Origin of the sequence: Sulfurimonas sp. NW15 (assembly GCF_051132285.1) — a bacterium.
Classification (GTDB): domain Bacteria; phylum Campylobacterota; class Campylobacteria; order Campylobacterales; family Sulfurimonadaceae; genus Sulfurimonas; species Sulfurimonas hydrogeniphila.
This window is the reverse complement of record NZ_CP093237.1, coordinates 1,671,470-1,696,624: the sequence shown is the minus strand read 5'-3', so window position 1 is coordinate 1,696,624 and position 25,155 is coordinate 1,671,470. Positions and strand designations below refer to the sequence as shown.

The window sequence follows — 25,155 nt, the reverse complement described above, 5'->3', positions numbered from 1 at the left end:
ATGCGTGTTGTAGTCAAAGTAGGCAGTGCCGTTTTAACCCAGGATGGCAATATAGCACTTGATCGTATGCGTTCTCTCGTAGAATTTCTAAGCGAGTTAAAAAAAGAGCATGAGGTGATTTTGGTCTCTTCCGGTGCAGTTGCGGGTGGTTATACCGAGCTGAAACTCGATAGAAACAATATTGCGAACAAACAGGCTTTAGCCGCAATAGGCCAGCCTATTTTGATGAATAAATATGCGAACAAGTTTTCAAAATACGAAATACTGACAGCACAGGTGTTAGTGACTGCTGCAAATTTGAATACTCCTTCTGATATTAAGCGTGTGCGCGCAACTGTTGAAACACTTTTGCAAAACAGTGTGCTTCCTATTGTCAATGAAAATGATGCAACGGCAACAGATGAACTTGAACTTGGTGACAATGACCAGCTCTCAGCATATATAGCAAAAGACATGCAAGCCGATATGCTTGTGATTCTTTCAGATATTGATGCCTATTATGACAGCGATCCAAGAAAAAATCCTGAGGCAAAAGCATTCAAAACAGTAAACAAAATCAGTGAGGAAGAACTGCATAAAGAAGTCACTCCAAACAATGTTTTTGCTACAGGCGGTATCGTTACGAAACTCAAAGCCGCAGAATATCTTCTGCAGGCAAACATAGATACATTTCTTGCCAGTGGTTTTGATTTAAGTGATGTGAAAAGTTTTATGCTTGAAGGTTCCCACAAGGGCGGTACTCTCTTTACATGTAAAGGTTAGCAATGAAAAATATAATATTTATGGGGACACCTGAGTATGCCCAGAAAATTCTTCAAAAAGTAATAGCAACAGAAGATATAAATGTTGTTGCCGTCTATACACAGCCTGACAAACCTGTCGGGCGCAAAAAAGTACTTACGCCTCCTCCTGTGAAGCTTACTGCGCAAGAGCATAACATTCCGCTCTATCAGCCAAAAAAACTTCGGGATGAGGAAACTGTAAAAGAGATTCTTGAAATTCCCTGTGATTTTATAGTAGTGGCTGCATACGGGCAGATTTTACCACGAGAAATTTTAGATCATGCACCCTGTATCAATCTTCACGCTTCGGTGTTACCGCAATATCGCGGAGCAAGTCCGATACAGCAAACCTTGTTAAACGGTGACAAGACAACCGGTGTAACTGCCATGCTTATGGAAGAGGGGCTTGATACGGGTGACATTTTAAAAATCGAAAAAGTCTCTGTCAGTGAGGAGATGATGGTTGAAGAGTTGTTTGAAAAGCTTACACAGACTGCTGCTGATATGACGATAGATGTGCTGCGCAATTTTCATACATATACGCCCAAAAAACAGGATGATGCGCATGCTTCTTATTGTAAAAAAATAACAAAAGCAGACGGTGCAGTTGTCTTTGACAATGCGCAGGAGATTTATAACAAATACCGTGCTTTTACACCATGGCCGGGAATTTATCTTGCAAGCGGACTGAAACTAAAAGAGATACAGCTTGAAAAAAAAGATGAAGAACATGCTGATGCCGGCAAAATAACTGCAATAGACAAAAAAAGTATTGTCGTTACATGTAAGCAGGGGGCTCTTCGTATTTATAAGGTACAGCCACAGTCAAAAAAAGAGATGGATGTTATCTCTTATATTAACGGGAAAAGACTCGGACTTGAAGATACATTACTATAATACACTGCCATCAACGCAGCTTTTTTTAAAAGAACAGTTGAAAAACAAGAAGCTGACTGCTCCTGTGGCTGTGGTTGCAGATATTCAGACAAAGGGAATCGGCAGTCGAAACAACGAATGGAGTTCCCAAAAAGGAAATCTTTTTTTGTCCTTTGCACTCGATACAGAACAATTGCCTCATGATTTAAAATTAGAATCTGTGTCACTGTACTTTTCTTATCTGCTCAAAGAAACTTTATCTGAATTTGGTTCAAAAGTTTTTTTAAAGTGGCCGAATGATTTTTATATAGGTACAAAAAAAACAGGCGGAATGATTACAAACAGAGTAGACGATACACTTGTCTGCGGTGTGGGAATAAACCTTGTAACAGCACCACAGGGCTTTGCATCATTGGACATTACGCTCAACAGAAAAATATTAATTGCAGCATATTTGAAAAATATAGAAAAAAAGGTTTTATGGAAGCAAGTTTTTAGCAAATATAAGTTAGAATTTGAAAACAACAAGGAGTTTTTTACCCATAGTGATGGTAAAAAAATATCACTTGAGTCTTGTGTACTCGAGAGTGATGGCAGTTTGAATATAAATGGTGAGAGGATATACAGCAGGCGATGAGTGAAGTAATAGTAATTGCAAATCAAAAGGGCGGAGTAGGCAAAACGACTACCGCTGTAAACTTGGCAGCGTCACTTGCTGTTGCAGAAAAAAAAGTGCTTTTGATTGACTCAGATCCGCAGGCAAATGCCACGACATCATTGGGCTTTCACAGAAATGATTATGAGTTTAATATTTATCATGTGCTTATAGGTACAAAAAAGCTCAAAGAAATTATTCTCAAATCAGACCTGCCTACGCTGCATTTAGCACCTTCAAACATAGGTCTTGTGGGAATAGAAAAAGAGTATTATGATGCAGACAAAGCCAAAGGGCGTGAACTTGTTTTGAAAAAAGCGATTGCCAATGTACAAAAAGAGTATGATTATATTATTATAGATTCTCCGCCGGCGCTTGGTCCGATGACAATCAATGCACTTTCAGCGGCAAACTCGGTCATTATTCCGATACAGTGTGAATTTTTTGCACTTGAAGGGTTGGCACAGCTTCTCAATACTGTCAAGTTGGTAAGAAAATCAATTAATCCGAAACTTGCGGTAAGAGGCTTTCTTCCAACTATGTTTTCATCACAAAACAATTTGTCCAAACAGGTATTTGCAGATTTGCGTCAGCATTTTAAAGGCAAACTGTTTAAAGATGCTGCAGATAAATATATAGTGGTACCGAGAAATGTAAGACTTGCAGAATCTCCGTCATTCGGAAAACCTGCAATTTTGTATGATGTAAAATCAAGCGGTTCTATTGCATACCAAAATTTAGCACAGGCGATTATACGATAATGAAGTCACAAAAATTAGGCAGAGGGCTGGACGCTCTTCTTGGAGAAATAGACGAAGCATATGAAAATGAAGGAAGCCAGTATGATGCTGTATTGGAGATTCCGCTCAAAGATATCCGACCGAATCCTTTTCAGCCAAGAAAATCCTTTGACGAAACTGCCCTTCTGGAACTTGCCGAATCTATAAAAAATGACGGACTGATTCAGCCTATAGTTGTAACAGAAGATATTGACGGCTATATCTTAATTGCAGGAGAGCGGCGACTACGCGCCTCAAAGCTTGCAAAACTTAAAGAGATACGGGCAGTAGTTCTCAACTCTGATGAACAAAAAATGCGGCAATTCGCGTTGATTGAAAATATTCAAAGAGAAGAATTAAATGCTGTAGAACTGGCAGAAGCATATACAGAACTTATAAAGCTGCATGATGTAACACATGACGAACTTGCCAATATTATTCATAAAAGCAGAACCCATATAACAAATACTCTGCGTCTGCTGCAGCTTGCTCCAAAGACACAAAAGGCACTGGTTGAAAAAAAGATTTCAGCAGGACATGCAAAAGTAATGGTTGGGTTAAATGAAAAAGACCAGCAGCTGATACTCAATTCGATTATAGGGCAGAAACTGAGTGTACGCGAAGTTGAAGCTATGATAAAAAACATGAAAAATGTAGAGCCTGCACCAACTGAGTCTGTCAAAAAGAGCGATGCCGATTATGATTTTACACAGATAAAAGAAAAATTCAGTGCACTTGGATTCCATGTAAAGGCTTCTAAAAATAAAATAACCGTCAGTTTTGCATCACAAGATGAAATTGATGAATTTTTGACACATTTTAGAAACTAATCACTCAAATAACAAATTTATACCTCCATTTAACTATCGTTTCAATTTTATAATAGTATAATCACGCAACTTTTAGGAGGTGCTATGTTAGATATAAATCCAATACTACTTTTGGCTACATTTGTTGTATTTGTTTCCCTTATAGCCGTTCTGAACAGTTGGCTTTATAACCCATTACTTTCTTTTATGCAAAAGCGTGATGATGACATTAAAAAAGATCTTGAAAAAGTAGGATCAAATGACAATGAAATCAATGAGCTCAAAGCAAAAGCAGAGTCAATAATTATGAATGCCAAGCTGGAAGCTGCGGCCCTAAGAGAAAAAGTTATCGCGGATGCTAAGGAATTAGCTGACAGTAAGTTAGAATCAAAACGTGCTGAACTCGCGGCAGAGTATTTAGAGTTTGAGCAATCACTTGCAAAATCTAAAGATGAGTTGACTTCTGACTTAATGTCACAAGTTCCGGTATTTAAAGAAGCTGTAAAAGCTAAATTTAGTCAGATATAAAGGTGTAATGTGAGTAGAATTTTAGTATTAATGCTAATGATATCAACTTATGCATTGGCATCTGGGCACGAGCATGCAGGAACAGACATAGTTCAAAGAACTGTAAACTTTCTGTTATTTGCCGGGCTTGTTTGGTATCTAGTTGGGGAACCTGTAAAGAATTTCTTTGCATCAAGAAGTCAGGCAATAGCTGACGAATTGAAAAAGGTTCAGGAAAAGCTGAATGAATCAATCGCTCTTAAAAAAGAGGCATTGGCAAAAATTTCTGAGGCTGAAAAGTTTGCTGAAGAGTTGGCGATTGTTTCTAAAAAAGAGAACAAAATTTTGAATGACACGATTATTGCACAGGCAGAAAGTGATATTGAAGCTATGGTGAAAAAATTTGCTCTCAAAAAAGAATTTGAAGAAAAGAAAATGATTCGCAGTGTTGTTGAAGATGTCATAAAAGAGACATTGAAACAAAGCAGTGATAGTTTTGACAGAGAAACTATGGCTAATATCATTTTGAAAAAGGTTGCCTGATATGGAAGAACTGATTGCAAAACGATACATAAAAGCTTTAGGTATGGGTTCTGACTTAGCATCTATGCAAAATATGACAACAGTATTTTCTGCCTTGGCAGAGTCATTTAAAAATGACAAGTTTGTCAGTATTATTGCTAACCCAAGCATAAAAGCTCAAGAAAAATCAAAGATTTTGTTAGAGGCGGTAAAAAGTGCCAACTCTGATAAAATCAATAACTTTATCAAGCTGTTGGTAGAAAACAAACGTATCAATATTATTCCGGCAATTGCACAGGAATTGAAAAGTGATTTGGCAAAAGCGGCTAAAACTTATGAAGGTGTTATTTACAGTGATACAGATATCAATTCAAAAGTAATAGAAGAATTGAGTGCCGGCTTAGGCAAAAAGTATGATGTAACTATCAGCCTGACATTTGTTAAAAATGACTTTAACGGTATAAAAGTAGAAGTAGAAGGTCTTGGTATAGAAATTAATTTTTCTAAAGACAGAATAGACAGACAAATTATAGAACATATAATAAAAGCAATTTAACTTTCAATGAGAGGAGAACAATAGTGGTAGCAAAAATTCAAGCTGATGAAATCAGCTCAATAATTAAAGAGCGTATCGACAACTTTGAACTAAGTGTTGATATCAATGAAACAGGTAAAATTGTTTCTTATGCCGATGGTGTTGCGAAGGTTTACGGACTGAGCAATGTTATGGCAGGAGAAATGGTAGAATTTGAAGAGGGAACAAAAGGTTTGGTTCTAAACCTGGAAGAGAGCAGCGTTGGTGTTGTTATTCTCGGTTCTGGTCCTGAACTTCGTGAGGGAATGAGCGTGAAGCGTTTGGGAACACTTCTAAAAGTTCCTGTAGGGGATGCCCTTCTTGGCCGTGTTGTAAATGCACTTGGCGAACCGATTGACGGTAAGGGTCCGATTGATACTACAGAAGTTCGTTTTGTAGAAGAAAAAGCACCTGGAATTATGGACAGAAAATCTGTACATGAGCCACTTGCAACGGGTATCAAAGCAATTGATGCACTTGTTCCGATTGGTCGCGGGCAACGTGAACTTATCATCGGTGACAGACAAACCGGTAAAACTACAGTTGCGTTAGATGCAATCATCAACCAAAAAGGCAACGGTGTTGTATGTATATATGTTGCCATCGGTCAAAAAGAGTCAACTGTTGCACAAATCGTTCGTCGTCTGGAAGATCACGGAGCAATGGAATATACAATTATTGTATCTGCTACTGCTGCTGAAGCTGCTGCACTTCAATTTTTAGCTCCGTATACCGGTGTTACTATGGGTGAGTATTTCCGTGACAATGCAAGACACGGTTTGATTGTATATGATGATTTGTCAAAACATGCGGTTGCATATCGTGAAATGTCACTGATTCTTCGTCGTCCTCCGGGTCGTGAAGCATATCCTGGTGATGTTTTTTATGTTCACTCTCGTTTACTTGAGCGTGCTGCAAAAATGTCTGACGAAAACGGAGCCGGTTCTTTAACTGCTCTTCCTATTATTGAAACACAGGCCGGAGACGTTGCGGCATATATTCCTACGAATGTTATCTCTATTACCGATGGTCAGATTTTCTTGGAAACTGACTTGTTTAATTCAGGTGTTCGTCCTGCGATCAATGTCGGTCTTTCAGTATCTCGTGTTGGTGGTGCTGCGCAAATTAAAGCTACAAAACAGGTGGCAGGTACATTAAGACTTGATCTTGCATCATTTAGAGAACTGCAGGCATTTGCCCAGTTCGCATCTGATCTTGATGAAGTTTCACGTAAACAGTTAGAGCGTGGACAAAGAATGGTTGAAATTCTAAAACAGGGGCCTTTTTCACCACTTCCTGCTGAAAAACAGGTTGTTATTATATTTGCCGGAAATGAAGGTTTCCTGGATGATATGGATGTATCAAATGTTGTTCGTTTTGAAGCAGAACTGTATCCGTTTATAGAAGCATCATATCCTCAGATCTTTGAAAATATCAGAAGTACTAAAAAAGTAGATGATGAAACAAAAACACTATTGATGAAAGCACTAGAAGAGTTCAAAGCCAGCTTTGTAGCTAACTAAGGAATAACTTATGGCAAACTTGAAAGATATTCAAAGACAGATTAAGAGTGTTTCAAACACTCAAAAGACGACTCGTGCGATGAAGCTTGTATCGACTGCCAAGCTTCGCCGTGCAGAAGAACTTGCAAAACGTTCTCGTCTTTATGCTCAAAAAATGAATCAGGTCATTGCCGAAATAGCTGGACGCATAGAATGCAACAGAGTTGGAGGGTTGGAAAATCGCTTTTTTACAGCAATTGAAAACCCAAAAATGGTTGACATTATTTTTGTAACTGCAGATAAAGGTTTATGCGGCGGTTTTAATATTCAAACAATTAAAGCTGTGAATAAACTTCTAAAAGAGTACAAAGAGAAAAAAGTAAAAGTGCGTTTACGCGGAATCGGTAAAAAAGGGATAGAATACTATAAGTATAATGAAGTTGAAATGTTTGATACTGTCATAAACTTAAGTTCTAAGCCGAATAAAACGAGATCTGATGAATTTATAAAAACTTCTATCGAAGATTACAAAGAGGGTAAAACGGATGCTGTTCATATTATTTATAACGGCTATAAAAACATGATAACACAAGAGTTACATGTAAACAATGTTTTACCTATTGATGTAAATGATTTTGATTGTAAAGAAGTAGAATCAAAATCAATGATGGAAATTGAAGCAGAAGATGAAGATAAAATGCTTGAGTCTTTAATTGAAAAATATGTAAATTACAATATGTACTACTCTTTGATTGATTCAGTTGCTGCAGAGCATTCTGCACGTATGCAGGCTATGGATACAGCAACGAACAATGCAAAAGAGATGGTAAAAAGTTTAAATGTACAATACAATAAAGCGCGTCAAGCCGCTATTACTACAGAGCTGATAGAAATTATCAGTGGTGTGGAGTCTATGAAATAATGGAGAAAAATATGATTGGAAAAATTAGCCAGGTAATGGGTCCTGTTGTTGATGTTGATTTTGATGGTTATCTTCCAGTAATTAACGAAGCAATTGAAGTGAATGTTAATTTAGAAGGTAGTGAACATCGTTTGGTATTAGAAGTTGCAGCACACTTAGGTGACGGTCGTGTTAGAACGATTGCAATGGATATGAGTGAAGGTTTGGTTCGTGGTATGGACGCAAAAGCTACAGGTGCACCGATCAGTGTTCCGGTTGGCGAAAAAGTACTCGGTCGTATCTTTAACGTAATTGGTGAAACAATTGATGGAGGAGAGCAGGTTACTGATGCTCCAACATGGTCAATTCACCGTGATCCTCCACCATTGGTTGATCAGTCAACAACTACAGAGATGTTTGAAACAGGTATTAAGGTTGTTGACTTGCTTGCTCCATATGCAAAAGGTGGTAAAGTCGGACTCTTCGGAGGGGCTGGTGTCGGTAAAACAGTTATCATCATGGAGCTTATCCACAATGTTGCACACGGGCATGACGGTCTTTCTGTATTTGCCGGTGTCGGTGAGAGAACTCGTGAAGGAAATGACCTTTACTACGAGATGAAAGAATCGAACGTACTTGACAAAGTTGCACTGTGCTACGGTCAGATGTCTGAGCCTCCAGGAGCACGTAACCGTATTGCGCTTACAGGTCTTACTATGGCTGAGTATTTCCGTGATGAGAAAAAACTTGATGTATTGATGTTTATTGACAACATCTTCCGTTTTGCACAGTCAGGTTCAGAGATGTCTGCACTTCTTGGACGTATCCCTTCAGCTGTTGGTTATCAGCCGACATTGGCTCGTGAAATGGGTGCACTGCAGGATCGTATTACATCTACGAAAAACGGTTCAATTACTTCTGTACAGGCAGTATATGTACCTGCAGATGACTTGACTGACCCTGCTCCGGCTTCAGTTTTTGCCCACTTGGATGCAACAACGGTTCTTAACCGTAAAATTGCGGAAAAAGGTATCTATCCTGCGGTTGATCCATTGGATTCAACTTCAAGACTGCTTGATCCGCAAATTTTGGGTGAAGAGCACTACAATGTAGCTCGCGGTGTACAGCAAACACTTCAAAAATATAAAGATTTGCAGGATATTATTGCGATTCTTGGTATGGATGAACTTAGTGAAGATGACAAAAATGTTGTTGAACGTGCCCGTAAAATTGAGAAGTTTCTTTCTCAGCCATTCTTTGTTGCAGAAGTTTTCACTGGTGCTCCAGGAAAATATGTTAAACTTGAAGACACAATTGCAGGTTTCAAAGGCATCCTAAACGGTGACTATGACCACATGTCTGAAAGTGCATTCTATATGGTCGGAAATATGGATGAAGCTATTGCTAAGAATGAGAAAAATAAATAAGCATATTGCTTAAGACAAAGGACTGTAATGGATACATTTAAACTTGAAATCCTAACGCCTGACGGTGAAATCTATAATGGTAAAGCTGTCAGTGTTGTTCTTCCTGGAAAAGAGGGAGAGTTTGGTGTTCTGGCAGGTCATGCATCTCTAACTACATTGTTAGAAGCTGGCGTGGTAGATATCGAAAAAGAAGATAAATCAGTCGAGTCTATTGTTGTTAATTGGGGTGTTGTTCAAGTTGATGAAGAAAAAGTTGTTATTTTGGTTGAAGGTGCTGCTGCAATTCGCGGTGAAACTGAATCTGAGATTGCGCAGGCACTTGATGCAGCAAAAAAACTTATTAATGAAATTGCAGATTCAAGCACTGCTATCGCATCAGTATCAGCAAAAATAGAATCTGCCGCACAAAAGTTAATATAGTAACCGTATGATTAATAATTTAATAGATTTTTATCTAAAAAGCCACCCTGTGACTCTCGGAGTATTGCTACTGCTCTCTTTATACTTTATAGTATTGAACTGGGTGTTTTTTTACCGCTATTTTTCTCTTAATAACTGGCTTTCTCGTGAAAGTGCTTCTCTTGAATCACTTTTACTTGGAGCTACTACTGTAAATGAAAACTCTTTTTTAAATAATTTTATAAAAACCAGTAATGTTGTTTCAAAAGAAGTTTTAGGACTCGGTATGCTTGCTGCGACAAAAGAAGCGACAAAAGGACTTTCTGTACTTTCTGTTTTTGCTTCTACCTCTCCTTTTATCGGACTGTTTGGTACAGTTGTTTCTATTTTAGATACATTTTCTCATATCGGACAAAACAGCGGAGGTATGTCAATTATTGCCAGTGGCGTTTCGGATGCATTAGTGGCAACCGCTTCAGGTATATTTGTAGCCACATTCGCCTATACATACCATCAGGTTTTAAAAAGAAAGTCATATGAACTTATAAGCTATCTCCAAATGCAAAGTGATGCGATTTTAGCACGTAAGGCGTAAAACAGTGCTGTATGATTGGGAAGAAAAACCAGAGCTCAATATTACTCCCCTTGTGGATGTAATGCTTGTATTGCTTGTCGTTTTAATGGTTATCGCTCCAAATATTATATATGAAGAAAATATAAAACTGCCGCAGGGCTCAACAACTGAGCAACTCTCGAAGATTCCTCCTGTGCATATAACAATAGACAAAGACAGAAATATAAAAGTCAATAAAGACAACTATCTCTTAAATGCTTTTATGGATAACTTTTCATTGTATGCAAGAAAGTTAAATAAAAAAGCAACTGTATTAATCAGTGCAGATAAACGTTTGGACTATGGTATAGTTATGTCAGTGCTTGCTGCGGTTAAACAGGCAGGTTTCACTGAGGTATCTTTAGCTACAAATGGATAACAACAGCCGTTATTTTTACATAAGTGGCTTTTTGTCACTCTTTCTTTTTGTATTTTTTTTATTCTCATTTCTTTATATGATGTTTCATGCTTCCAAAACAAAAGCATATGGCTATAAAAAAGAAAATTATATTTCTGTTTCAATTAATGTCACAAATACAAAGCACCCGACGAAAAAGAAAAGTTCCAAAACAGTTCCCGCAACTAAAAAAGTTGTAAAAAACATAGATATCAATAATCTGTTCAGTGATGTATGGACAAAAAAAATAGACAACAATGTAAAAAAAGTTAAAAAAACTGACAATAAAAGACGGATAGAACAGATTACAAGAAAAATCAGGCCCACAAAACAAGAAGACAGAGAGTCTGTCACACAAAAGATCAGTACACTTCAGGCAAGTCATGACCCGTCAAAAAGTGAAGCAACATCTGCTGCGAATGAAGTTAATGAATATTTGGCTAAAATTCAGGATATTGTTTATCAACATTTTAATGTGCCGCAAAACAGTGAGGGCAACAGTGTAAAAACAGTAATCGAACTTGACCCTTTTGGTAAACTTATTGATTTTAGAATACTGAGTTATTCTAAGAATGAAGCACTCAATGAAGAAGCAGACAGGATTAAAGAACGATTAAAAGATGTTGTATTTCCTGTTAACCCGAAAAACAGACCGAGCAGAACGATTGTTATATTAATTTCTAAGGAGTAGATTTTGAAAATATTTTTTTCTTTGTTCATTTTAATCAGCCTTGCTTTTGCAGGTGATGCAACTATAGAAGTAGTGAAAAAAGCAGACTCTTTGCCTTCTTTGGCAGTTGAAGATGCGTCGATCAGCTATGATGACACATTCAAGCTGCGTTTTTTTAAATCTTTGGTAGCAGATTTAAATGTTATTTCTTTATTTAATGTTGACAGACATCACAGGTTTGCCGATTTTGATGATACAAATGTACTTGTTGCCAATAAAGATATGAATTATGTTTTGCGCTATAAACTGTTTGAGGATGACAACAAAGCTTTAAATATTGAAATGACTCTGTTTCACCAAAATGAAGTAGTCTTTTCAAAACGATACAGAGTAAACAACAAAAAAATCTATATGTTTATATCTCATGCAATGGCTTATGATATCAATGAGTTTATGGGTGAACCTTCTGTTGGATGGATGAAGAGAAAAGTTATATTTTCCCGTATAGTTGCGCCTAAAAAAAGTGAAATCATTATTGCGGACTATACACTCTCTTACCAGCATGTAATCATCTCAGGCGGATTGAATATCTTTCCAAAATGGGCGAACAAAGCACAGACCGCATTTTATTATACATCTTTGGATTCTTTTGAACCTACTTTGAAATATGTTGATATTAAAACTGCAAAAGTGAAAAACATTATATCTTCTGACGGGATGATGGTATGTTCAGATGTCAGCGAAGACGGAAAAAAGCTGCTGCTCACAATGGCAAGAGACGGTCAGCCGGATATTTATCTTTACAATACAGAGACAAAAAAATATAAAAGAATTACCACATACAGCGGAATAGATGTAAACGGACAGTTTATGGGAGATGATAAAATTATTTTTATTTCATCCCGTTTAGGCTATCCCAACGTGTTTTCCAAAAGATTGGACAACGGGCTTGTGGAACAGCTGGTTTATTATGGAAAAGCAAACTCTTCATGCAGTGCGCAAGGACATTATGTAGTCTATGAGGCCCGTGAGAGTTCAAATGCTTTTAGTGCAAATACATTTAATCTGCATCTTATCTCCACAGAGACCGATTTTATTCGCAGGCTCACTGCGACAGGAGTGAATGAGTTTCCAAGGTTTTCCAAAGACGGTGATGCGATTATATTTATAAAAAACTACAAATCGCAAAGTGCCATTGGCATTATTCGGCTGATGCACAATAAAAACTATCTTTTTCCTCTAAAATCAGGAAAAATACAATCTATGGACTGGTAAAGTTTTAAGTGTTCATCACTTATTACATTTTTTTGGTATAATATATCAATTTTAAAAGCAAGGAAATAAATAATGAAAAGTATAGTTCTCTCAAGTGTTGTAGTAGCACTTTTGGTTTTCAGTGGTTGTAGTACAAAAGAACCGGCAGTCGACACAAAGACTGAAGAAGTCACAGCACCGGTAGCACAAGAAGTTGAAGAAGTGATGACTGAAACTGTGACAGGTGAAAATGCGGAAATTAGTTCATCTTCAAATACACTCAACAGCAATCAGTTAAGTGCCAGTGCAATTGAATCAAAATTCCCTACAGTCTATTTTGATTTTGACAAGTATAACATTAGACCTGACATGCAGGAGAAAGTGGATACTGCAGCAGAACTTGGAAAAACTACTGCAAAGTCTTTTAATATAAAACTTGAAGGCAACTGTGATGAGTGGGGAAGTGATGAGTACAATTTTGCACTTGGACTCAAACGTGCAAACAGTGTAAAAAAAGCTTTGGTTGCCGAGGGCATTGACGCTTCTCGTATTTCTATGGTCAGTTACGGAGAGAGTAATCCTGTATGTACTGAGCACACAAGAGAATGCTGGGCTAAAAACCGTCGTGTAAATTTCAAACTTTTACCATAAGTTTTATAGATGAAAAGTAATATACGCATTTTATTACTTCTTACTTTTGTCTCTTCTTTATCGTTTGCTTCTGAACCTTCTGCGTTCGGAGCAGGCGACTTGACCGCACCGACACCCTACGGACTTACTCAAAGTGAAAAAGTTATTTTGCAAACAAAAGATACTTTAAAAAAAGTTGCCATAAATACAAAATCACAAGCCAGCAAACTTGATTCATTGCGTGAAAGGGTAGACGGTATACAAAGTGTTGTAGAGAATCTGAGTGTACGCTCTCATGAAAATAAGCGAGAATTACAAAAATTCAAAGAGCAAAACAGAGTAAATCTTGACAATATTCATGAGTTTCAAACCAGGCTGGCTGAAAAAGTACAGAAGAATCAAGATGAGATAGCAAAACTGCAAACTATGATCTTTGAGCTTTCAAAAGTCGTAGATAAAATAAATGCCCAGTATGTAAGCAAAGATACATTCAATACTCTTGTAAAAGATATCAATGATTTTAAAACATTGATTGCAAAAGAGATGCAGTCTAGAAAAAACAGTGTGAAACCGGGCAAAATAAGCAGTGCGCAGTTATACAACCAGGCAAAAGCAAATTTTGACAAAAGATACTATACAAAAGCGATTCAAAACTATAAAGAACTCATTAAAAGAAAATACAAACCGGCCTATGCACATTATATGATAGGTGAGATGAACTTTAAAAGAAAAAATTATGCAGAGGCAATTTCATATTTTAAAAAAAGTGCTTCTTTGTATGACAAAGCTTCGTATATGCCAAAACTGTTGTTACATACTGCAATTGCGATGGATAAAACAGGAGACAAGGCACATGCAAAGGCATTTTACAATGCTGTAATTGCAAAATATCCTCATTCAAAAGAAGCAAAAGAGGCTAAGAAACATTTAGACTAAACTGGGGTAAAAGATGCTTTTCAGCAATAATATAGATTATTATGATAAAATCCCAAAAAAATAAAAGGTAAAATAATGGCAATTCAAGACAATCAAATTGTATCAATGGAATATGAAGTACGTGATGGCGATCAAATCGTAGACAGTAACAAAGGTGGAGCTCCATTGGTATTTATGTTCGGAAAAGGACAAATTATTCCAGGACTTGAAAACGGAATCAAAGATATGAATACAGGTGACAAAGCTGACATTTTAGTTAAAGCAGCAGATGCCTATGGTGAATATAATGCAGATGCAACGCAAGAGGTTCCAAAAGAGCAGTTTGCCGGAATTGATTTAACTGAGGGCATGACTCTTTACGGTCAGGGTGAAGATGGCGGAACTGTGCAGGTTATAGTGAAAGAAATCAAAGATGATACTGTTGTCATTGATTTTAATCATCCTCTTGCAGGAAAAGATTTAATGTTCACTGTTGCCATTAACAATGTAAGAGATGCCTCTGCTGAAGAAGCAATGACTGGTGTTCCGGAAGAAAACAAACCTTCTGATGAAGAGGGTTGTTGTGGAACAGGTGGCGGCAGCGGTTGTGGATGTAACTAAATTTCTAACTGCCTGTGAGGCTTCCTCCCAGGCTAAAAAGACAGCGACTCTTTTAAAAACACTTACGGTAAATGCACTTATTACAGGTGAACACGGTGTTGGAAAAAAGACCTTGGCTTCTTTTATTCTCCCTGATGCATTTATAATTGACGCATCTAATTTTGATGAGCTGCTTCTTTCGTTAGAAAACACACAAGCTATCATAATCACAAATCTTGACAATTCACCCAATATTGAACGTTTGGTACAGGCTGTAAAAGAAAACAATGTAAGAGTTATAGCAACGGCAAAAGACTCTTTTTCCCACCGGGCAATTGATGAACTTTTCAGTGTGAAGTTTAATATTCCTCCTTTACGAGAGAGAATGGAAGATGTCAAAGCATTAATCGAAAAGTTTGTGAGCGAAGCTATTGTGTTATTTGGTGAGTGCAGTAACTTTGACGTAAGTAATTTTAAGCCTGATTTGTCCCAAAATGCCATCTCTTTAAAAAGACAGGTGATGATAAATTATTTACTTCAAGATATTCAAGACAGTGAGCTAATGGACATTATTGAACATTATCTTTACGACAAACTTGGTTCCAAGAGTGATTACAGAAACTATTTGTATCTTTATGAAGTACCGCTTCTCAAAGCAGGTCTGCATAAGTTTAAATCACAGGTACAGTTAGCTGAAAGTCTGGGTTTAAACAGAAACACATTACGAAAAAAGATAACAGAAAATAAAAAATATATAGAAGGAAAAATATGAAAAAAATAGCTATGATATTTGCAGGACAGGGTTCTCAGGCAGTTGGTATGGGAAAAGATTTTTATGAAAATTCTGAAACTGCACGCGAAATGTTTGATAAAGCCGGTGAAAGAATCGGTGTGGATTTTAAAGAACTTATTTTTGAAGAAAATGAAAAACTGGGACAGACGGCCTATACACAGCCGGCAATTTTACTTGTTCAGATGATAGCATACAGACTTTTCAAAGAGGCCTGTCCCGACACTAAAGCCGAACTTTTTTTAGGACACTCTCTGGGTGAGTTTTCTGCTTTATGTGCAGCAGGTGCCATTGATTATGTAGATGCCGTAGAACTTGTGCATAAACGCGGTGCTTTTATGCAAGAAGCCTGTGAAGGAAAAAATGCCGGTATGATGGCAATTGTCGGCCTTGATGACGCAAGTGTGGAAAAAATCTGCAGTGATGCACAAAACGAAGGCAAACAGGTATGGCCTGCCAACTATAACCAGGACGGACAACTTGTAGTTGCGGGAAATAAAGAAGACCTGGCATCACTGGAGCAGACTTTTAAAGAAGCAGGAGCAAAACGAGCCTTGCTTTTAAATATGTCTGTTGCATCACACTGTGATATACTGGCACCTGCACAGGAATCTCTTGCCGAAATTATGCAAACACAGATACAAGAGAATTTTGAAGCCCCTGTGATTTCAAATGTGACAACAAAACCCTACAGTACAAAAGCGGAAGCAGTTGACCTTTTAAAAGAGCAGCTTGTAAAACCGGTAAAATACAAACAGTCAATTCAGGCAATAGCGCCTGAAGTTGATCTGGCCATAGAATTTGGCAACGGAGTTGTACTAAAAGGTCTTAACAGAAGAATTGCAAAAGAGTTGAAAACACTCAATATATCAGATATGGCATCATTACAAAAAGTGAAAGAGGAAATTTGCTCTTAATATGAGAGTCACACTTGCACAAACTTCACCGAAGTTAAACCGTACAAATATTACCGAGGCAGTTGTCTGGATAAATGATGTCAAAGAAAGTTCAGATCTTATAGTCTTTCCTGAACTCTCTTTAAGTGGGTATTTGCTTCAGGATAAACTTTTTGAAGATGCCTATTTGCTTGAAGAACTGAGTGTTTTTGAAGAGTTGAGCGAAGATATTGATATTGTTGTCGGCGCAGCACTCAAAGACGGGAATGTTTTTAGAAATACAGCACTGTACTACAGCGGCGGAAAACTTCTCTCCAAACATATAAAAGTACACCTGCCAAATTACGGAATGTTTGAAGAAGCACGCTATTTTGAAGGCGGTGACAGATTTGAATCATTTGTTGCGGGGAGAAAAAAAGTTTCGATGCTCATCTGTGAGGATTTGTGGCATACCAGTGTGCATGAAGAACTCACCAGCCTTGATCCGGACTTGATTATCGTTCTTGTGGCATCCCCGGCTCGCGGATTTAATGAAAAATCTTTGGATATTCAAGACAAATGGTATGGAATTATCAGCAATGTTGCAAAAGAGTGCCGTGCAGAGCTTCTTTTTGTCAACCGTGTGGGATTTGAAGACGGACTTGGCTTTTGGGGCGGAAGCTGTATCGTTCAAAAAGAGGGCAAAAGAGTGCATCAGTTGCCACTGTTTGAAAAATCAATACAGACATTTACAATCGAGGAATAAATATGACAATAGCAATAATGGGTGCAATGCCTGAAGAAATCGCACCGATTTTAGAAAAATTAGGTGAATACAAAACGACTGTATATGCAGGAAACAAATATTATGAAGCAAATTACAAAGGCACAGATCTTGTCATAGCCTATTCAAAAATAGGAAAAGTATTTTCAACATTGACGGCAACCACCATGTGTGAACATTTTGGAGCGCAAAAACTTCTGTTTTCAGGTGTTGCCGGAGCAATATCGCCAAAGCTAAAAGTAGGAGATTTGATTGTAGCTACAAAACTTGCCCAACACGATCTTGATATTACAGCCTTTGGACATCCTTTTGGATATGTGCCAGAGGGTGCTGTTTATGTTGAAGCAGACAAAGAACTGACAGCCCTGTCAAAAGAGGTTGCAAAAGAGATGGGCAAAAATGTCCAAGAAGGTATTATTGCAACGGGTGATCAGTTTGTAGCAGATGAAAAAAGAAAAAACTGGATTGGAGAGACGTTTCATGCAGATGCACTGGAAATGGAAGGGGCAAGTGTTGCTGTTGTATGTGATGCTTTGGATGTGCCTTTTTTTATTCTTCGTGCAATAAGTGATGCGGCAGACATGGATGCAAGTTTTTCTTTTGATGAATTTTTAGAGACCAGTGCTGTGGAATCCGCTGAATTTATTATGAAAATGGTTGATAAACTTGTCGGTTAAACTTTCCAAAAAAATTATGTCAAAACTCGGTAAAACAAATGCCGAGTTTTCCTTGATAGAAGAGGGGGACAAAATTCTTGTCGGACTCAGCGGAGGTAAAGACTCTCTGACAATGATTCATGCGATGAAAGAGCAGCAGCGCCGGGCCCCTTTTGCCTTTGATTTTATTGCCGTTACCGTAAGCTACGGAATGGGTGAAAATTTTGACAAACTCTCCGCACATTGCAGGGAATATGGTATAGAACATATAGTAAAAGAGACCCAGACCTATGATTTGGCAAAAGAAAAAATTCGCAAAAATTCTTCCTTTTGCAGCTTTTTTTCCCGTATGCGGCGAGGGTATCTTTACAGTGTTGCCAAAGAACTGGGATGTAACAAGGTTGCACTTGGCCATCATATGGATGATGCGGCAGAGAGCTTTTTTATGAATTTTATTTACAATGGACAGATGCGCAGTCTTGCTCCGAAATATACAGCCCAAAACGGGCTTGTTGTGATTCGTCCTCTGATTCAGATGCGTGAACGTCAGCTGCGTGCTTTTGTGGAAGACAACGGCATAGAAGCCATAGGCGATGAAGCCTGTCCTGCCATGCGTTTTGATGTCAAAATGCCCTATGCAAGAGCACAGATGAAAGAGATGCTCTCATCAATGGAAAAAGAACACCCTCAGCTTTTTACTTCACTTAATGCTGCTTTTAAAAACATCTCAGTCGATAGTTTTTTTATGAGTGAGGAGTAGCATCTTCATCATAGATTACAATGGTTCCGGCAATTAAATCATGCAGTCCTCTTTTGTCTTTTCGAAAAGCCACCATCAAAAACCCGAGTCCGAACAACAGTAATGAGGGGATATAGGCCAAAGAACGTGTAATCGCCTGTTTGTTGTTTATATCTTTACATGTAAAGGCGTCAACTATCTTTACATGTAGAAATTTTTTCCCGGGGGTCGCTCCGCGCCATTTTTCCCAAAAAAGAATTGTTACAAGCAAAACTGAAATCTCAAAAACAAATTCCCATGTTAAAGAGGTATGGGGCTGTTGGTCAAGAGCATGTATATTCCCGTTCATTGCCATTTGAATATTGTGTTGGTACTGTACAAAATCAAACCAGTTGCCATCACTTACAAAATAAATAATGATACCTACAGGCAGAGCCAAAAAGAGCGTATCAAAAAATGAAGCAAAAAAGCGTATCCAAAACCCTGCATATCTAATATTTTTTTTCATACCCTAAAGATAGCGTAAAAAATCTTACTTAATACTAATGTAACACTTTTTCTATACACTTTTACATATTTTGCGGGAGAAATGTAATGAATAGAAAAATTTTGTTTTTATCTTTGTGTGCATCGTTGGCATCAGCAGAGAGTGTGGTAGAAATCAGTCCTGTCAGTGTGATAGCAACAGGTGTGAAAGAAAGTGTTTTAGAACAGCCTCTGAGTATAAGCACGAAAGGGGAAAAGGAGATAGAGCTTGATCAGGTTATATTTCAAAAAGACCTGCTCAACTCCCTTTCCGGTGTGCGTATTGAACAAACCGGTTCTGTTATCGGACATATGACATCCATTCGTATGCCTGTGAATACCGGTCCCTATTATCTCTTTATGCAGGACGGAATCCCTGTGCAGTCAAGCGGTTTTTTCAATCATAACGGGCTTGCCTATACTACATTTCAGAGTGCTTCGTCTGTTGAAGTGATAAAGGGAGCAGGAACTGCTTTGTATGGATCCGATGCCGTTGCTGCCACCATTGATGTACAATCCTTGAAAAAACCTTCAAAAGAGAAGGTTGTTTTACTCAAAGGTATGGGCGGAAGCTACGGATACGGCCTTGGAAGTGCGGAGGTGAGTGATGCTATAGACAAAGAGAGCGGATATCGTGCAAATATATCTTATATGCACAGTGACGGTTGGCGGGAGCATACAAAAACTGACAGAGTTGAGTCCAATTTTCGTTATGACAAAAGAGTGAACGACGATAATGATATAAAAATTATTGCAAATTTTTCTAAAACTGTGGCACAACAGGCTGACAGCTTTAATAACTATGCAAATATAACAAACGGCTCAACGGCTGCAAGTGATGATCCGAATTATTATACAGCCTTGCAAAAAACAGATGTAGAGAGAAAGTTTGACTATGCGAGGGTCAGTGTTGAACTGAATAATTACAGGTATAATGATTTGGAAATTTCTCTGATTCCGTATCTGCGTTACAACAGAAACAGATATGTTGCAACCTGGGAAACAAATCTTCCAAGCAATGATAATGAAATTTATACCTTTGGCCTGCAACAGAGAAATACTTATGAAAAAGAATGGGGGAAAATAGTTTTTGGCTTTGATACAGAATATACACAGTCTTCTCTGAAATACAATCAGGATTTTGATATTACAACGACAGGATGGGGCGGTGCTACCTATCTTACAGGGGCATTGTATGATTATACGGTAAATTATTTTGCCATAGCCCCTTACATCCACACAGAATACAAACTGTGGAGTGCCCTGATTGTGAGTGCCGGCTTGCGATATGACTATAACAGTTACAGTTATGATAATAAACTCGCAGATAACAGTTATGACGCCTCGGGAAGATATTACAGACCTGCAGACAGAGATGACAGCTATAATTATCTAAGTCCCAAACTGGCTTTGAGTTATTTTCCTGCGAAGGATTTAAATCTTTATGCACGGTATGCAAACGGTTTTAGAATTCCACAGGCAACACGTCTGTATTCTGTAAAGGCAGGATACGAACAGATAAACCTTGATCCCGAAACATCAAATACCTACGAGATAGGATTAAAAAAATCTTTTTCCAAAAAGACATCTTTTGAATTGGCAGTCTATTATATGACTATAGAGGATACCATCATACGAGATAGAAATACCGGCGGTTACCGCAATGGTGGCAGTTCTATACACAGAGGGGTAGAAGTGACACTCAAAGAGGAGATATCTCGGGAACTGGAGACGGCAGTTGCATATACCTATACAAAACACAATTATGACAATGATCCTGTTCTTGGCGATAATGAAATGGCAGGAGCACCGAACAATATAGCAAATGTACGTCTTTTTTATATGCCGGACGCTCTCAAAGGAGTTACCCTGCAGGGCGAATGGCAATATGTCGGTTCCTATTGGATGGATGATGCACATACGGTTGAGAAATATGACGGATACAGTATCGGCAATGTTAAAATGAATTATAACTACTCAAAGAGGGTAAGAGTTTTTGCCAAAATTACCAATATTACAGATAAAAGATATGCTGTCAATGCTCGGTATGCCTACGGAAGAGAAGACTATACACCCGGTGATCCAAGACAGTTTTATGCGGGCTTAGAGTATAAATGGTAAAAATCTATAAACTTCATAAAATTGTCGGATTGAGTTTTGCCGCAGTATTGGCTCTTTTGGCTTTTACGGGATTTTTACTGGATCATGACAAATGGAGTTTTTTATATACGATAACTTTCAAGAGTGTGCCGCAAAAGAGTATGGAGGCGGACAAAAGGCTTTTTGAAGCGTATTATATTGATAAAAAAAACCCCGGTACTGTTATAGCGGGCGGTAAACGGGGTCTGTTTAAAAGCACGGATGCAGGAAAGCATTTTGAAAAAATCAGTTCTCTGCAGTGTAATGCGATAAGGGAGCAGAAACACACACTGTACATAGCAACATCGCAGGGCGTATACTGCTATGATTTTAAAAAACTGACACCGTTGGTCCTTAAAAACAGATATATAAGCTCCTTGGCCTTATATGAAAATAAACTGGTAGCGGTTGAAGAGAAAGAGAGAGTGTATGTAGTAGATATAAAGAGTAGAAAAGTTACAACAAGCACAGAAATACTTCTGCCAAAAGAAGCACTGCAAGAAGATATAAAACTTTCAAGATTTATACGGGATTTACACTATGCAAGAGGACTTTTTGACGAAGACCTTTCTCTTTTTCTCAATGATTACGGGGCACTGGTTTTATTATGGCTCAGTATAAGCGGATATATCATTTGGTATTTGATACGCTCTAAACAAAAGGCACAGTTTGCAAGAAAAATGATAAAAACACATGCAAATATTTTTGTTATTTTTTCTATATTCCCTCTTTTTATTTTATTGACAACCGGAATTTTTTTAGATCATGCGTCAGCACTTGGAAAATTTATGAAATCTGTGACAATTCCACATAAAGTTTTACCACCAATATACAATACTCTAAAAGCTGACATCTGGGCTGTTGACTACGACGGGAAAGTGTATAGAATAGGGAATCGTTACGGTATCTACAAAAGTAGGGATTTAAACAAATGGCAATTGGAAAACAGAGGTTTTGCGTACAGAATGATACGAAGAGGAAAACTCCTGTATGTCAGCGGAATGGGAGCCCCCAACCGTATTTTGGATGCAAAGCATTTTGAAATTTTAAAAAATGCACCGCATATGTTCCGTGACATTATAGAAAAAGAGAACAGAGTAGAATATTTCAGCCCTGTGCAAAAGAGTGTAAAGTTACCACAGTTTCATGAGGCAACACTCTACTCTGTACTTTTAACACTGCATGATGGCAGTTTTTTCGCTTCCTGGTGGATATGGGTAAATGATGCAGCTGCTTTGTCTTTACTGTTGCTGCTGGTAAGCGGATTTCTACGATGGAGACACAAAAGAAAGCATTTCAAGTATCTTTTCTTTAAGTGAGCCCATAGTACTTTGGAGCCTGCGGTTCTCCATAGTAATAACCCTGTAGAAAATCGACTCCAAACTCTTTGACAAGCAGCGCCAGTTCTTCTGTGCTGACAAATTCGGCAACGGTACGAATATCAGCCTGTTTGGCATACTGTATAATCCCCCGTACCATATTGTTTATATTTTCATCTTTATTGAGCTGTGTTATCAGTGAGCCATCGAGTTTTATATAGTCAAGATGCAGTCTCAAAATATTTGTAAAGTTGGAATAGCCCGAACCAAAATCGTCAATAGCCACTTTGCATCCGTATTTTTTTACAAATAAAATAAAGGCTTCGACAACAGCATAATCGTCAATATCTTCTGATTCGAGTATTTCAAATGTAATTCTTTCCCCTCCGTATTTTTCCAAACGGTTTTTTATATAATCAAGCATAGAGGCAGAGTTGAGGTTCTCATAACTGAGATTGATAGAAATTTGAATATTGTTTTTTGCATAGACATTAAATACTTTTTGCATCATCTGTCGTGTAAAAAATTCAAATGTTTTATCTTCTTTTGCCGCATCCAAAAAGTAATAAGGCGAGATAATTTCACCGCTGCTTGTCTGTATTCTTGCCAATGCTTCATATTTGACAGTTTTTCCGCTTTTTGCCTCTATAATAGGTTGAAAATACGGAATGATGTCACCGTTGTAAAGTGCTGTTTTATAGACTTTAAGTCTCTGAATTTTCTGTGCTTTTTCATCTTTGAGGGACTGTCTGTTTTTATAGATTTTGTATTTTTTTTGTGAAATAAGTGCTTCTTGCAGTGCAATGTTTGCATGTGCCAAAACAGTATCTATACCGTAGGCTATACCTGCTGTAAAGTCAGCCACTACAGATTCATTGCTTTCATTTTCCTCTGCTTCAGTCGGAAGCAGTAAAGAGTGCTGCATTAAAAGTAAATACTTCTCAAAAAGATTTTTATTTGTAATTAAAAATGCGAATTCCTGCAAATTAAGATTATATAAGGTCACTTCTTCGTCATGGACTATATTATGCAGTTCTCTGGTTTTTTGTCTAATGATATCCTGGACAACAGCATTGCCGTAAAGGTCTTTTAACACATTCAGCTGGTTTACATGTAAAATTATCAGCATCGCCTCTTTTTTAAGCAGAGAAAGATCTTCATGCAGTGCGGTATGATTTGGAAGTTTTGTAAATCTATCCAGGCTTTTGAGATTTTTAATGGCATATTCGTTGACATCAAGCATCACAGTGTTTTTTTGCGCTTTATGCAGGTTTTCATCGGCTATGCTGTATAAATCATCACAGTTAAGATAAAATTTTGACGTATCAAGATTAATGCCACCTACTGAAAGATGTAAGGATTTTAGAGTATTCAATTCAAGAATATTCTTTGCTGTATCATTTATATATTCATCTTCTTTGTTGTGCACAGTCAGAGCAAATTCATTGTGTGCTATCCGAAATAATTCAGAATTTTGCGGGTTTTTGAGTTCTTGTAAAAAATGAGATACCTGCAGGATTGTCTCATCTTCAATGGGTTCATCATCGATTTTAATCAGTAAGAGGGCAAACAATTCCTCTTTCCAAATGGCACGCTTGTATTCTGTTTTGAGGTAGTTATGAAAGTATTGTTTGTTATATAAAGAGGTAATCGGGTCAAGAGTAGAAAAATATTCCAGTCTTTTTTGATAGGTGATGTCTTTTAACAAAGAGGTATAACCGATGATGTTTTTGCTTTTGTCATGCAAAGGTGTAATAACTGCATGTACCCAATACTCTTCACCTGTACTTTTTGTATTTTTTAAATCACCTTCCCAGGTATTATTGGCAGAGACAGTCTCCCACAAATTTTTTATGGTTTCTCTGTGGATATCATGGTTTTTAAAAATACTGTGATTTTTGCCAAGTATTTCTTCTTTTGTGTAGCCTGTAAAATCCAAATAGGCCTGCGAAATATTTGTTATATTTCCATGAATATCCGAAACTGTCAAAAAGATATTTTCATCAATCATTTTCTCTTTTTGCAGTAACAAAAATGCTTTATTTTCCAACTCCTGTACAAGGAGAGATTTTTTTGCAAGTTCCAGTAGGGCAAGCAGTGTATCATCTGTATTTTTAAGAGGTTCACTGATATATTTGTCTATTCCTAAACCGATAGCCTCCGGAAAAAAATGAGAGCTTCCTTTTTGTGTTATAAGGGCAATAACCTGATTTTCATGCTGTTTTTTAATCTCTTTTGCCAGTTCTATGCCCTGGGAGTTTGTGAAATCCAGGCTAAGGACAACTATATCATAATATTTACTGTGTTTGGAATAGTATGTTTTATAAAGAGAAAGCGCCTCTTTGACATTATCACTTACCGTTACATGTAAAGAAAGGTTTTGCAGGAGAGAATGAATTTTGTTTCTTACCGAGAGTCTGTTCTCGACATATAAAATTCTTAAATCTGTGTACTCTCTTACATCTTGCAGAAGGTTCATACTTTAATTCCTCAGTGTTATAATCTATTATATATTA

At 37.6% G+C, this 25,155-nt stretch carries 28 protein-coding genes; 26 read left to right on the top strand and 2 right to left on the bottom strand.

The features are described 5' to 3' along the window. The 24 genes from proB to MLC52_RS08610 all read left to right on the top strand — a co-directional run bounded on the left by proB (position 1) and on the right by MLC52_RS08610 (position 18,677). Positions 1 to 762, top strand: coding sequence for a glutamate 5-kinase (proB, locus tag MLC52_RS08725; protein WP_346389015.1), 762 nt, complete (start codon positions 1 to 3; stop codon positions 760 to 762). Positions 763 to 764: 2 nt separating this feature from the next. Then, positions 765 to 1,679 (top strand): methionyl-tRNA formyltransferase, encoded by a 915-nt coding sequence (gene fmt, locus MLC52_RS08720; RefSeq protein WP_434580059.1) that lies wholly within the window; start codon positions 765 to 767, stop codon positions 1,677 to 1,679. Continuing rightward, on the top strand, positions 1,660 to 2,295 hold the full coding sequence (locus MLC52_RS08715) for a biotin--[acetyl-CoA-carboxylase] ligase (RefSeq protein WP_230973304.1): 636 nt from the start codon (positions 1,660 to 1,662) through the stop codon (positions 2,293 to 2,295). The genes fmt and MLC52_RS08715 overlap by 20 nt, the downstream gene beginning before the upstream one ends. Continuing rightward, positions 2,292 to 3,074 (top strand): ParA family protein, encoded by a 783-nt coding sequence (locus MLC52_RS08710; protein ID WP_151899909.1) that lies wholly within the window; start codon positions 2,292 to 2,294, stop codon positions 3,072 to 3,074. Before MLC52_RS08715 ends, MLC52_RS08710 begins: the two co-directional genes overlap by 4 nt. Next, positions 3,074 to 3,922, top strand: coding sequence for a ParB/RepB/Spo0J family partition protein (locus MLC52_RS08705; RefSeq protein WP_346389012.1), 849 nt, complete (start codon positions 3,074 to 3,076; stop codon positions 3,920 to 3,922). The genes MLC52_RS08710 and MLC52_RS08705 overlap by 1 nt, the downstream gene beginning before the upstream one ends. 84 nt (positions 3,923 to 4,006) lie before the next feature. Then, entirely contained in the window at positions 4,007 to 4,429 is a 423-nt protein-coding gene (locus tag MLC52_RS08700; RefSeq protein ID WP_151899911.1) for a FoF1 ATP synthase subunit B', read from the top strand. Between the two features lie 9 nt (positions 4,430 to 4,438). Next, the gene (locus MLC52_RS08695; protein WP_193150191.1) at positions 4,439 to 4,951 is read left to right on the top strand and encodes a F0F1 ATP synthase subunit B; all 513 of its coding nucleotides are present in this window, start codon (positions 4,439 to 4,441) and stop codon (positions 4,949 to 4,951) included. 1 nt (position 4,952) lies between these two features. Continuing rightward, on the top strand, positions 4,953 to 5,486 hold the full coding sequence (locus MLC52_RS08690) for a F0F1 ATP synthase subunit delta (RefSeq protein WP_151899913.1): 534 nt from the start codon (positions 4,953 to 4,955) through the stop codon (positions 5,484 to 5,486). A 23-nt stretch (positions 5,487 to 5,509) separates the two neighbouring features. Next, on the top strand, positions 5,510 to 7,027 hold the full coding sequence (atpA, locus tag MLC52_RS08685) for a F0F1 ATP synthase subunit alpha (protein WP_151899914.1): 1,518 nt from the start codon (positions 5,510 to 5,512) through the stop codon (positions 7,025 to 7,027). A 10-nt stretch (positions 7,028 to 7,037) separates the two neighbouring features. Then, positions 7,038 to 7,928, top strand: a complete 891-nt coding sequence (gene atpG, locus MLC52_RS08680) for an ATP synthase F1 subunit gamma (RefSeq protein ID WP_151899915.1) — start codon at positions 7,038 to 7,040, stop codon at positions 7,926 to 7,928. An 11-nt stretch (positions 7,929 to 7,939) separates the two neighbouring features. Further along, a complete protein-coding gene (gene atpD / locus MLC52_RS08675) occupies positions 7,940 to 9,334 on the top strand; it encodes a F0F1 ATP synthase subunit beta (protein WP_151899916.1) in 1,395 nt (464 codons plus the stop codon). Between the two features lie 27 nt (positions 9,335 to 9,361). Further along, positions 9,362 to 9,754, top strand: coding sequence for an ATP synthase F1 subunit epsilon (atpC, locus tag MLC52_RS08670; RefSeq protein WP_151899917.1), 393 nt, complete (start codon positions 9,362 to 9,364; stop codon positions 9,752 to 9,754). Positions 9,755 to 9,761: 7 nt separating this feature from the next. Next, complete coding sequence (locus tag MLC52_RS08665) at positions 9,762 to 10,328, top strand: MotA/TolQ/ExbB proton channel family protein (RefSeq protein ID WP_346389011.1); 567 nt, start codon at positions 9,762 to 9,764, stop codon at positions 10,326 to 10,328. Positions 10,329 to 10,332: 4 nt separating this feature from the next. After that, entirely contained in the window at positions 10,333 to 10,725 is a 393-nt protein-coding gene (locus MLC52_RS08660; RefSeq protein WP_346389010.1) for an ExbD/TolR family protein, read from the top strand. After that, complete coding sequence (locus tag MLC52_RS08655) at positions 10,718 to 11,434, top strand: TonB C-terminal domain-containing protein (RefSeq protein WP_434580055.1); 717 nt, start codon at positions 10,718 to 10,720, stop codon at positions 11,432 to 11,434. The genes MLC52_RS08660 and MLC52_RS08655 overlap by 8 nt, the downstream gene beginning before the upstream one ends. 3 nt (positions 11,435 to 11,437) lie before the next feature. Next, a complete protein-coding gene (tolB, locus tag MLC52_RS08650; protein WP_434580053.1) occupies positions 11,438 to 12,688 on the top strand; it encodes a Tol-Pal system protein TolB in 1,251 nt (416 codons plus the stop codon). Between the two features lie 72 nt (positions 12,689 to 12,760). Continuing rightward, positions 12,761 to 13,318: a peptidoglycan-associated lipoprotein Pal gene (gene pal, locus MLC52_RS08645; protein ID WP_151899921.1), complete on the top strand. Its 558-nt coding sequence runs from the start codon at positions 12,761 to 12,763 to the stop codon at positions 13,316 to 13,318. A 9-nt stretch (positions 13,319 to 13,327) separates the two neighbouring features. Beyond that, positions 13,328 to 14,233 carry a tetratricopeptide repeat protein gene (locus MLC52_RS08640; protein ID WP_418640528.1) on the top strand — a complete coding sequence of 302 codons (906 nt, stop codon included), beginning with the start codon at positions 13,328 to 13,330 and terminating at the stop codon, positions 14,231 to 14,233. Between the two features lie 75 nt (positions 14,234 to 14,308). Next, the gene (locus MLC52_RS08635; protein WP_151899923.1) at positions 14,309 to 14,833 is read left to right on the top strand and encodes an FKBP-type peptidyl-prolyl cis-trans isomerase; all 525 of its coding nucleotides are present in this window, start codon (positions 14,309 to 14,311) and stop codon (positions 14,831 to 14,833) included. Beyond that, entirely contained in the window at positions 14,781 to 15,584 is an 804-nt protein-coding gene (locus tag MLC52_RS08630; RefSeq protein ID WP_230973305.1) for a Fis family transcriptional regulator, read from the top strand. The genes MLC52_RS08635 and MLC52_RS08630 overlap by 53 nt, the downstream gene beginning before the upstream one ends. Continuing rightward, positions 15,581 to 16,519, top strand: a complete 939-nt coding sequence (gene fabD, locus MLC52_RS08625; protein WP_418640527.1) for an ACP S-malonyltransferase — start codon at positions 15,581 to 15,583, stop codon at positions 16,517 to 16,519. Before MLC52_RS08630 ends, fabD begins: the two co-directional genes overlap by 4 nt. A gap of 1 nt (position 16,520) precedes the next feature. Continuing rightward, a complete protein-coding gene (locus tag MLC52_RS08620) occupies positions 16,521 to 17,243 on the top strand; it encodes a nitrilase-related carbon-nitrogen hydrolase (RefSeq protein ID WP_434580050.1) in 723 nt (240 codons plus the stop codon). A 2-nt stretch (positions 17,244 to 17,245) separates the two neighbouring features. After that, complete coding sequence (locus tag MLC52_RS08615) at positions 17,246 to 17,938, top strand: 5'-methylthioadenosine/adenosylhomocysteine nucleosidase (protein ID WP_346389004.1); 693 nt, start codon at positions 17,246 to 17,248, stop codon at positions 17,936 to 17,938. 16 nt (positions 17,939 to 17,954) lie between these two features. After that, positions 17,955 to 18,677: a tRNA 2-thiocytidine biosynthesis TtcA family protein gene (locus MLC52_RS08610; RefSeq protein WP_346389003.1), complete on the top strand. Its 723-nt coding sequence runs from the start codon at positions 17,955 to 17,957 to the stop codon at positions 18,675 to 18,677. Here MLC52_RS08610 and MLC52_RS08605 read toward each other — a convergent pair. After that, positions 18,661 to 19,164, bottom strand: a complete 504-nt coding sequence (locus MLC52_RS08605) for an RDD family protein (protein ID WP_434580048.1) — start codon at positions 19,162 to 19,164, stop codon at positions 18,661 to 18,663. The two genes, MLC52_RS08610 and MLC52_RS08605, sit on opposite strands and share 17 nt — an antisense overlap. An 86-nt stretch (positions 19,165 to 19,250) precedes the next feature. On the opposite strand from MLC52_RS08605, the gene MLC52_RS08600 reads away from it, so the two are divergent. Then, positions 19,251 to 21,302 carry a TonB-dependent receptor gene (locus tag MLC52_RS08600; protein WP_434580046.1) on the top strand — a complete coding sequence of 684 codons (2,052 nt, stop codon included), beginning with the start codon at positions 19,251 to 19,253 and terminating at the stop codon, positions 21,300 to 21,302. Further along, positions 21,296 to 22,639, top strand: coding sequence for a PepSY domain-containing protein (locus MLC52_RS08595; RefSeq protein WP_434580044.1), 1,344 nt, complete (start codon positions 21,296 to 21,298; stop codon positions 22,637 to 22,639). The genes MLC52_RS08600 and MLC52_RS08595 overlap by 7 nt, the downstream gene beginning before the upstream one ends. Here the strand turns inward: MLC52_RS08595 and MLC52_RS08590 are convergent. Then, a complete protein-coding gene (locus MLC52_RS08590) occupies positions 22,632 to 25,118 on the bottom strand; it encodes an EAL domain-containing protein (protein WP_434580042.1) in 2,487 nt (828 codons plus the stop codon). The genes MLC52_RS08595 and MLC52_RS08590 overlap by 8 nt on opposite strands. Positions 25,119 to 25,155: the final 37 nt, after the last annotated feature.

Excerpts from the sequence above, each read along its gene's own strand:
- proB (WP_346389015.1), top strand. The coding sequence starts at position 1 with ATGCGTGTTGTAGTCAAAGTAGGCAGTGCCGTTTTAACCCAGGATGGC.
- fmt (WP_434580059.1), top strand. The coding sequence starts at position 765 with ATGAAAAATATAATATTTATGGGGACACCTGAGTATGCCCAGAAAATT.
- MLC52_RS08710 (WP_151899909.1), top strand. The coding sequence starts at position 2,292 with ATGAGTGAAGTAATAGTAATTGCAAATCAAAAGGGCGGAGTAGGCAAA.
- MLC52_RS08705 (WP_346389012.1), top strand. The coding sequence starts at position 3,074 with ATGAAGTCACAAAAATTAGGCAGAGGGCTGGACGCTCTTCTTGGAGAA.
- MLC52_RS08700 (WP_151899911.1), top strand. The coding sequence starts at position 4,007 with ATGTTAGATATAAATCCAATACTACTTTTGGCTACATTTGTTGTATTT.
- MLC52_RS08690 (WP_151899913.1), top strand. The coding sequence starts at position 4,953 with ATGGAAGAACTGATTGCAAAACGATACATAAAAGCTTTAGGTATGGGT.
- atpG (WP_151899915.1), top strand. The coding sequence starts at position 7,038 with ATGGCAAACTTGAAAGATATTCAAAGACAGATTAAGAGTGTTTCAAAC.
- atpD (WP_151899916.1), top strand. The coding sequence starts at position 7,940 with ATGATTGGAAAAATTAGCCAGGTAATGGGTCCTGTTGTTGATGTTGAT.
- atpC (WP_151899917.1), top strand. The coding sequence starts at position 9,362 with ATGGATACATTTAAACTTGAAATCCTAACGCCTGACGGTGAAATCTAT.
- MLC52_RS08665 (WP_346389011.1), top strand. The coding sequence starts at position 9,762 with ATGATTAATAATTTAATAGATTTTTATCTAAAAAGCCACCCTGTGACT.
- MLC52_RS08655 (WP_434580055.1), top strand. The coding sequence starts at position 10,718 with ATGGATAACAACAGCCGTTATTTTTACATAAGTGGCTTTTTGTCACTC.
- pal (WP_151899921.1), top strand. The coding sequence starts at position 12,761 with ATGAAAAGTATAGTTCTCTCAAGTGTTGTAGTAGCACTTTTGGTTTTC.
- MLC52_RS08640 (WP_418640528.1), top strand. The coding sequence starts at position 13,328 with ATGAAAAGTAATATACGCATTTTATTACTTCTTACTTTTGTCTCTTCT.
- MLC52_RS08635 (WP_151899923.1), top strand. The coding sequence starts at position 14,309 with ATGGCAATTCAAGACAATCAAATTGTATCAATGGAATATGAAGTACGT.
- MLC52_RS08630 (WP_230973305.1), top strand. The coding sequence starts at position 14,781 with ATGAAGAGGGTTGTTGTGGAACAGGTGGCGGCAGCGGTTGTGGATGTA.
- fabD (WP_418640527.1), top strand. The coding sequence starts at position 15,581 with ATGAAAAAAATAGCTATGATATTTGCAGGACAGGGTTCTCAGGCAGTT.
- MLC52_RS08620 (WP_434580050.1), top strand. The coding sequence starts at position 16,521 with ATGAGAGTCACACTTGCACAAACTTCACCGAAGTTAAACCGTACAAAT.
- MLC52_RS08615 (WP_346389004.1), top strand. The coding sequence starts at position 17,246 with ATGACAATAGCAATAATGGGTGCAATGCCTGAAGAAATCGCACCGATT.
- MLC52_RS08610 (WP_346389003.1), top strand. The coding sequence starts at position 17,955 with ATGTCAAAACTCGGTAAAACAAATGCCGAGTTTTCCTTGATAGAAGAG.
- MLC52_RS08605 (WP_434580048.1), bottom strand. The coding sequence starts at position 19,164 with ATGAAAAAAAATATTAGATATGCAGGGTTTTGGATACGCTTTTTTGCT.
- MLC52_RS08600 (WP_434580046.1), top strand. The coding sequence starts at position 19,251 with ATGAATAGAAAAATTTTGTTTTTATCTTTGTGTGCATCGTTGGCATCA.
- MLC52_RS08595 (WP_434580044.1), top strand. The coding sequence starts at position 21,296 with ATGGTAAAAATCTATAAACTTCATAAAATTGTCGGATTGAGTTTTGCC.
- MLC52_RS08590 (WP_434580042.1), bottom strand. The coding sequence starts at position 25,118 with ATGAACCTTCTGCAAGATGTAAGAGAGTACACAGATTTAAGAATTTTA.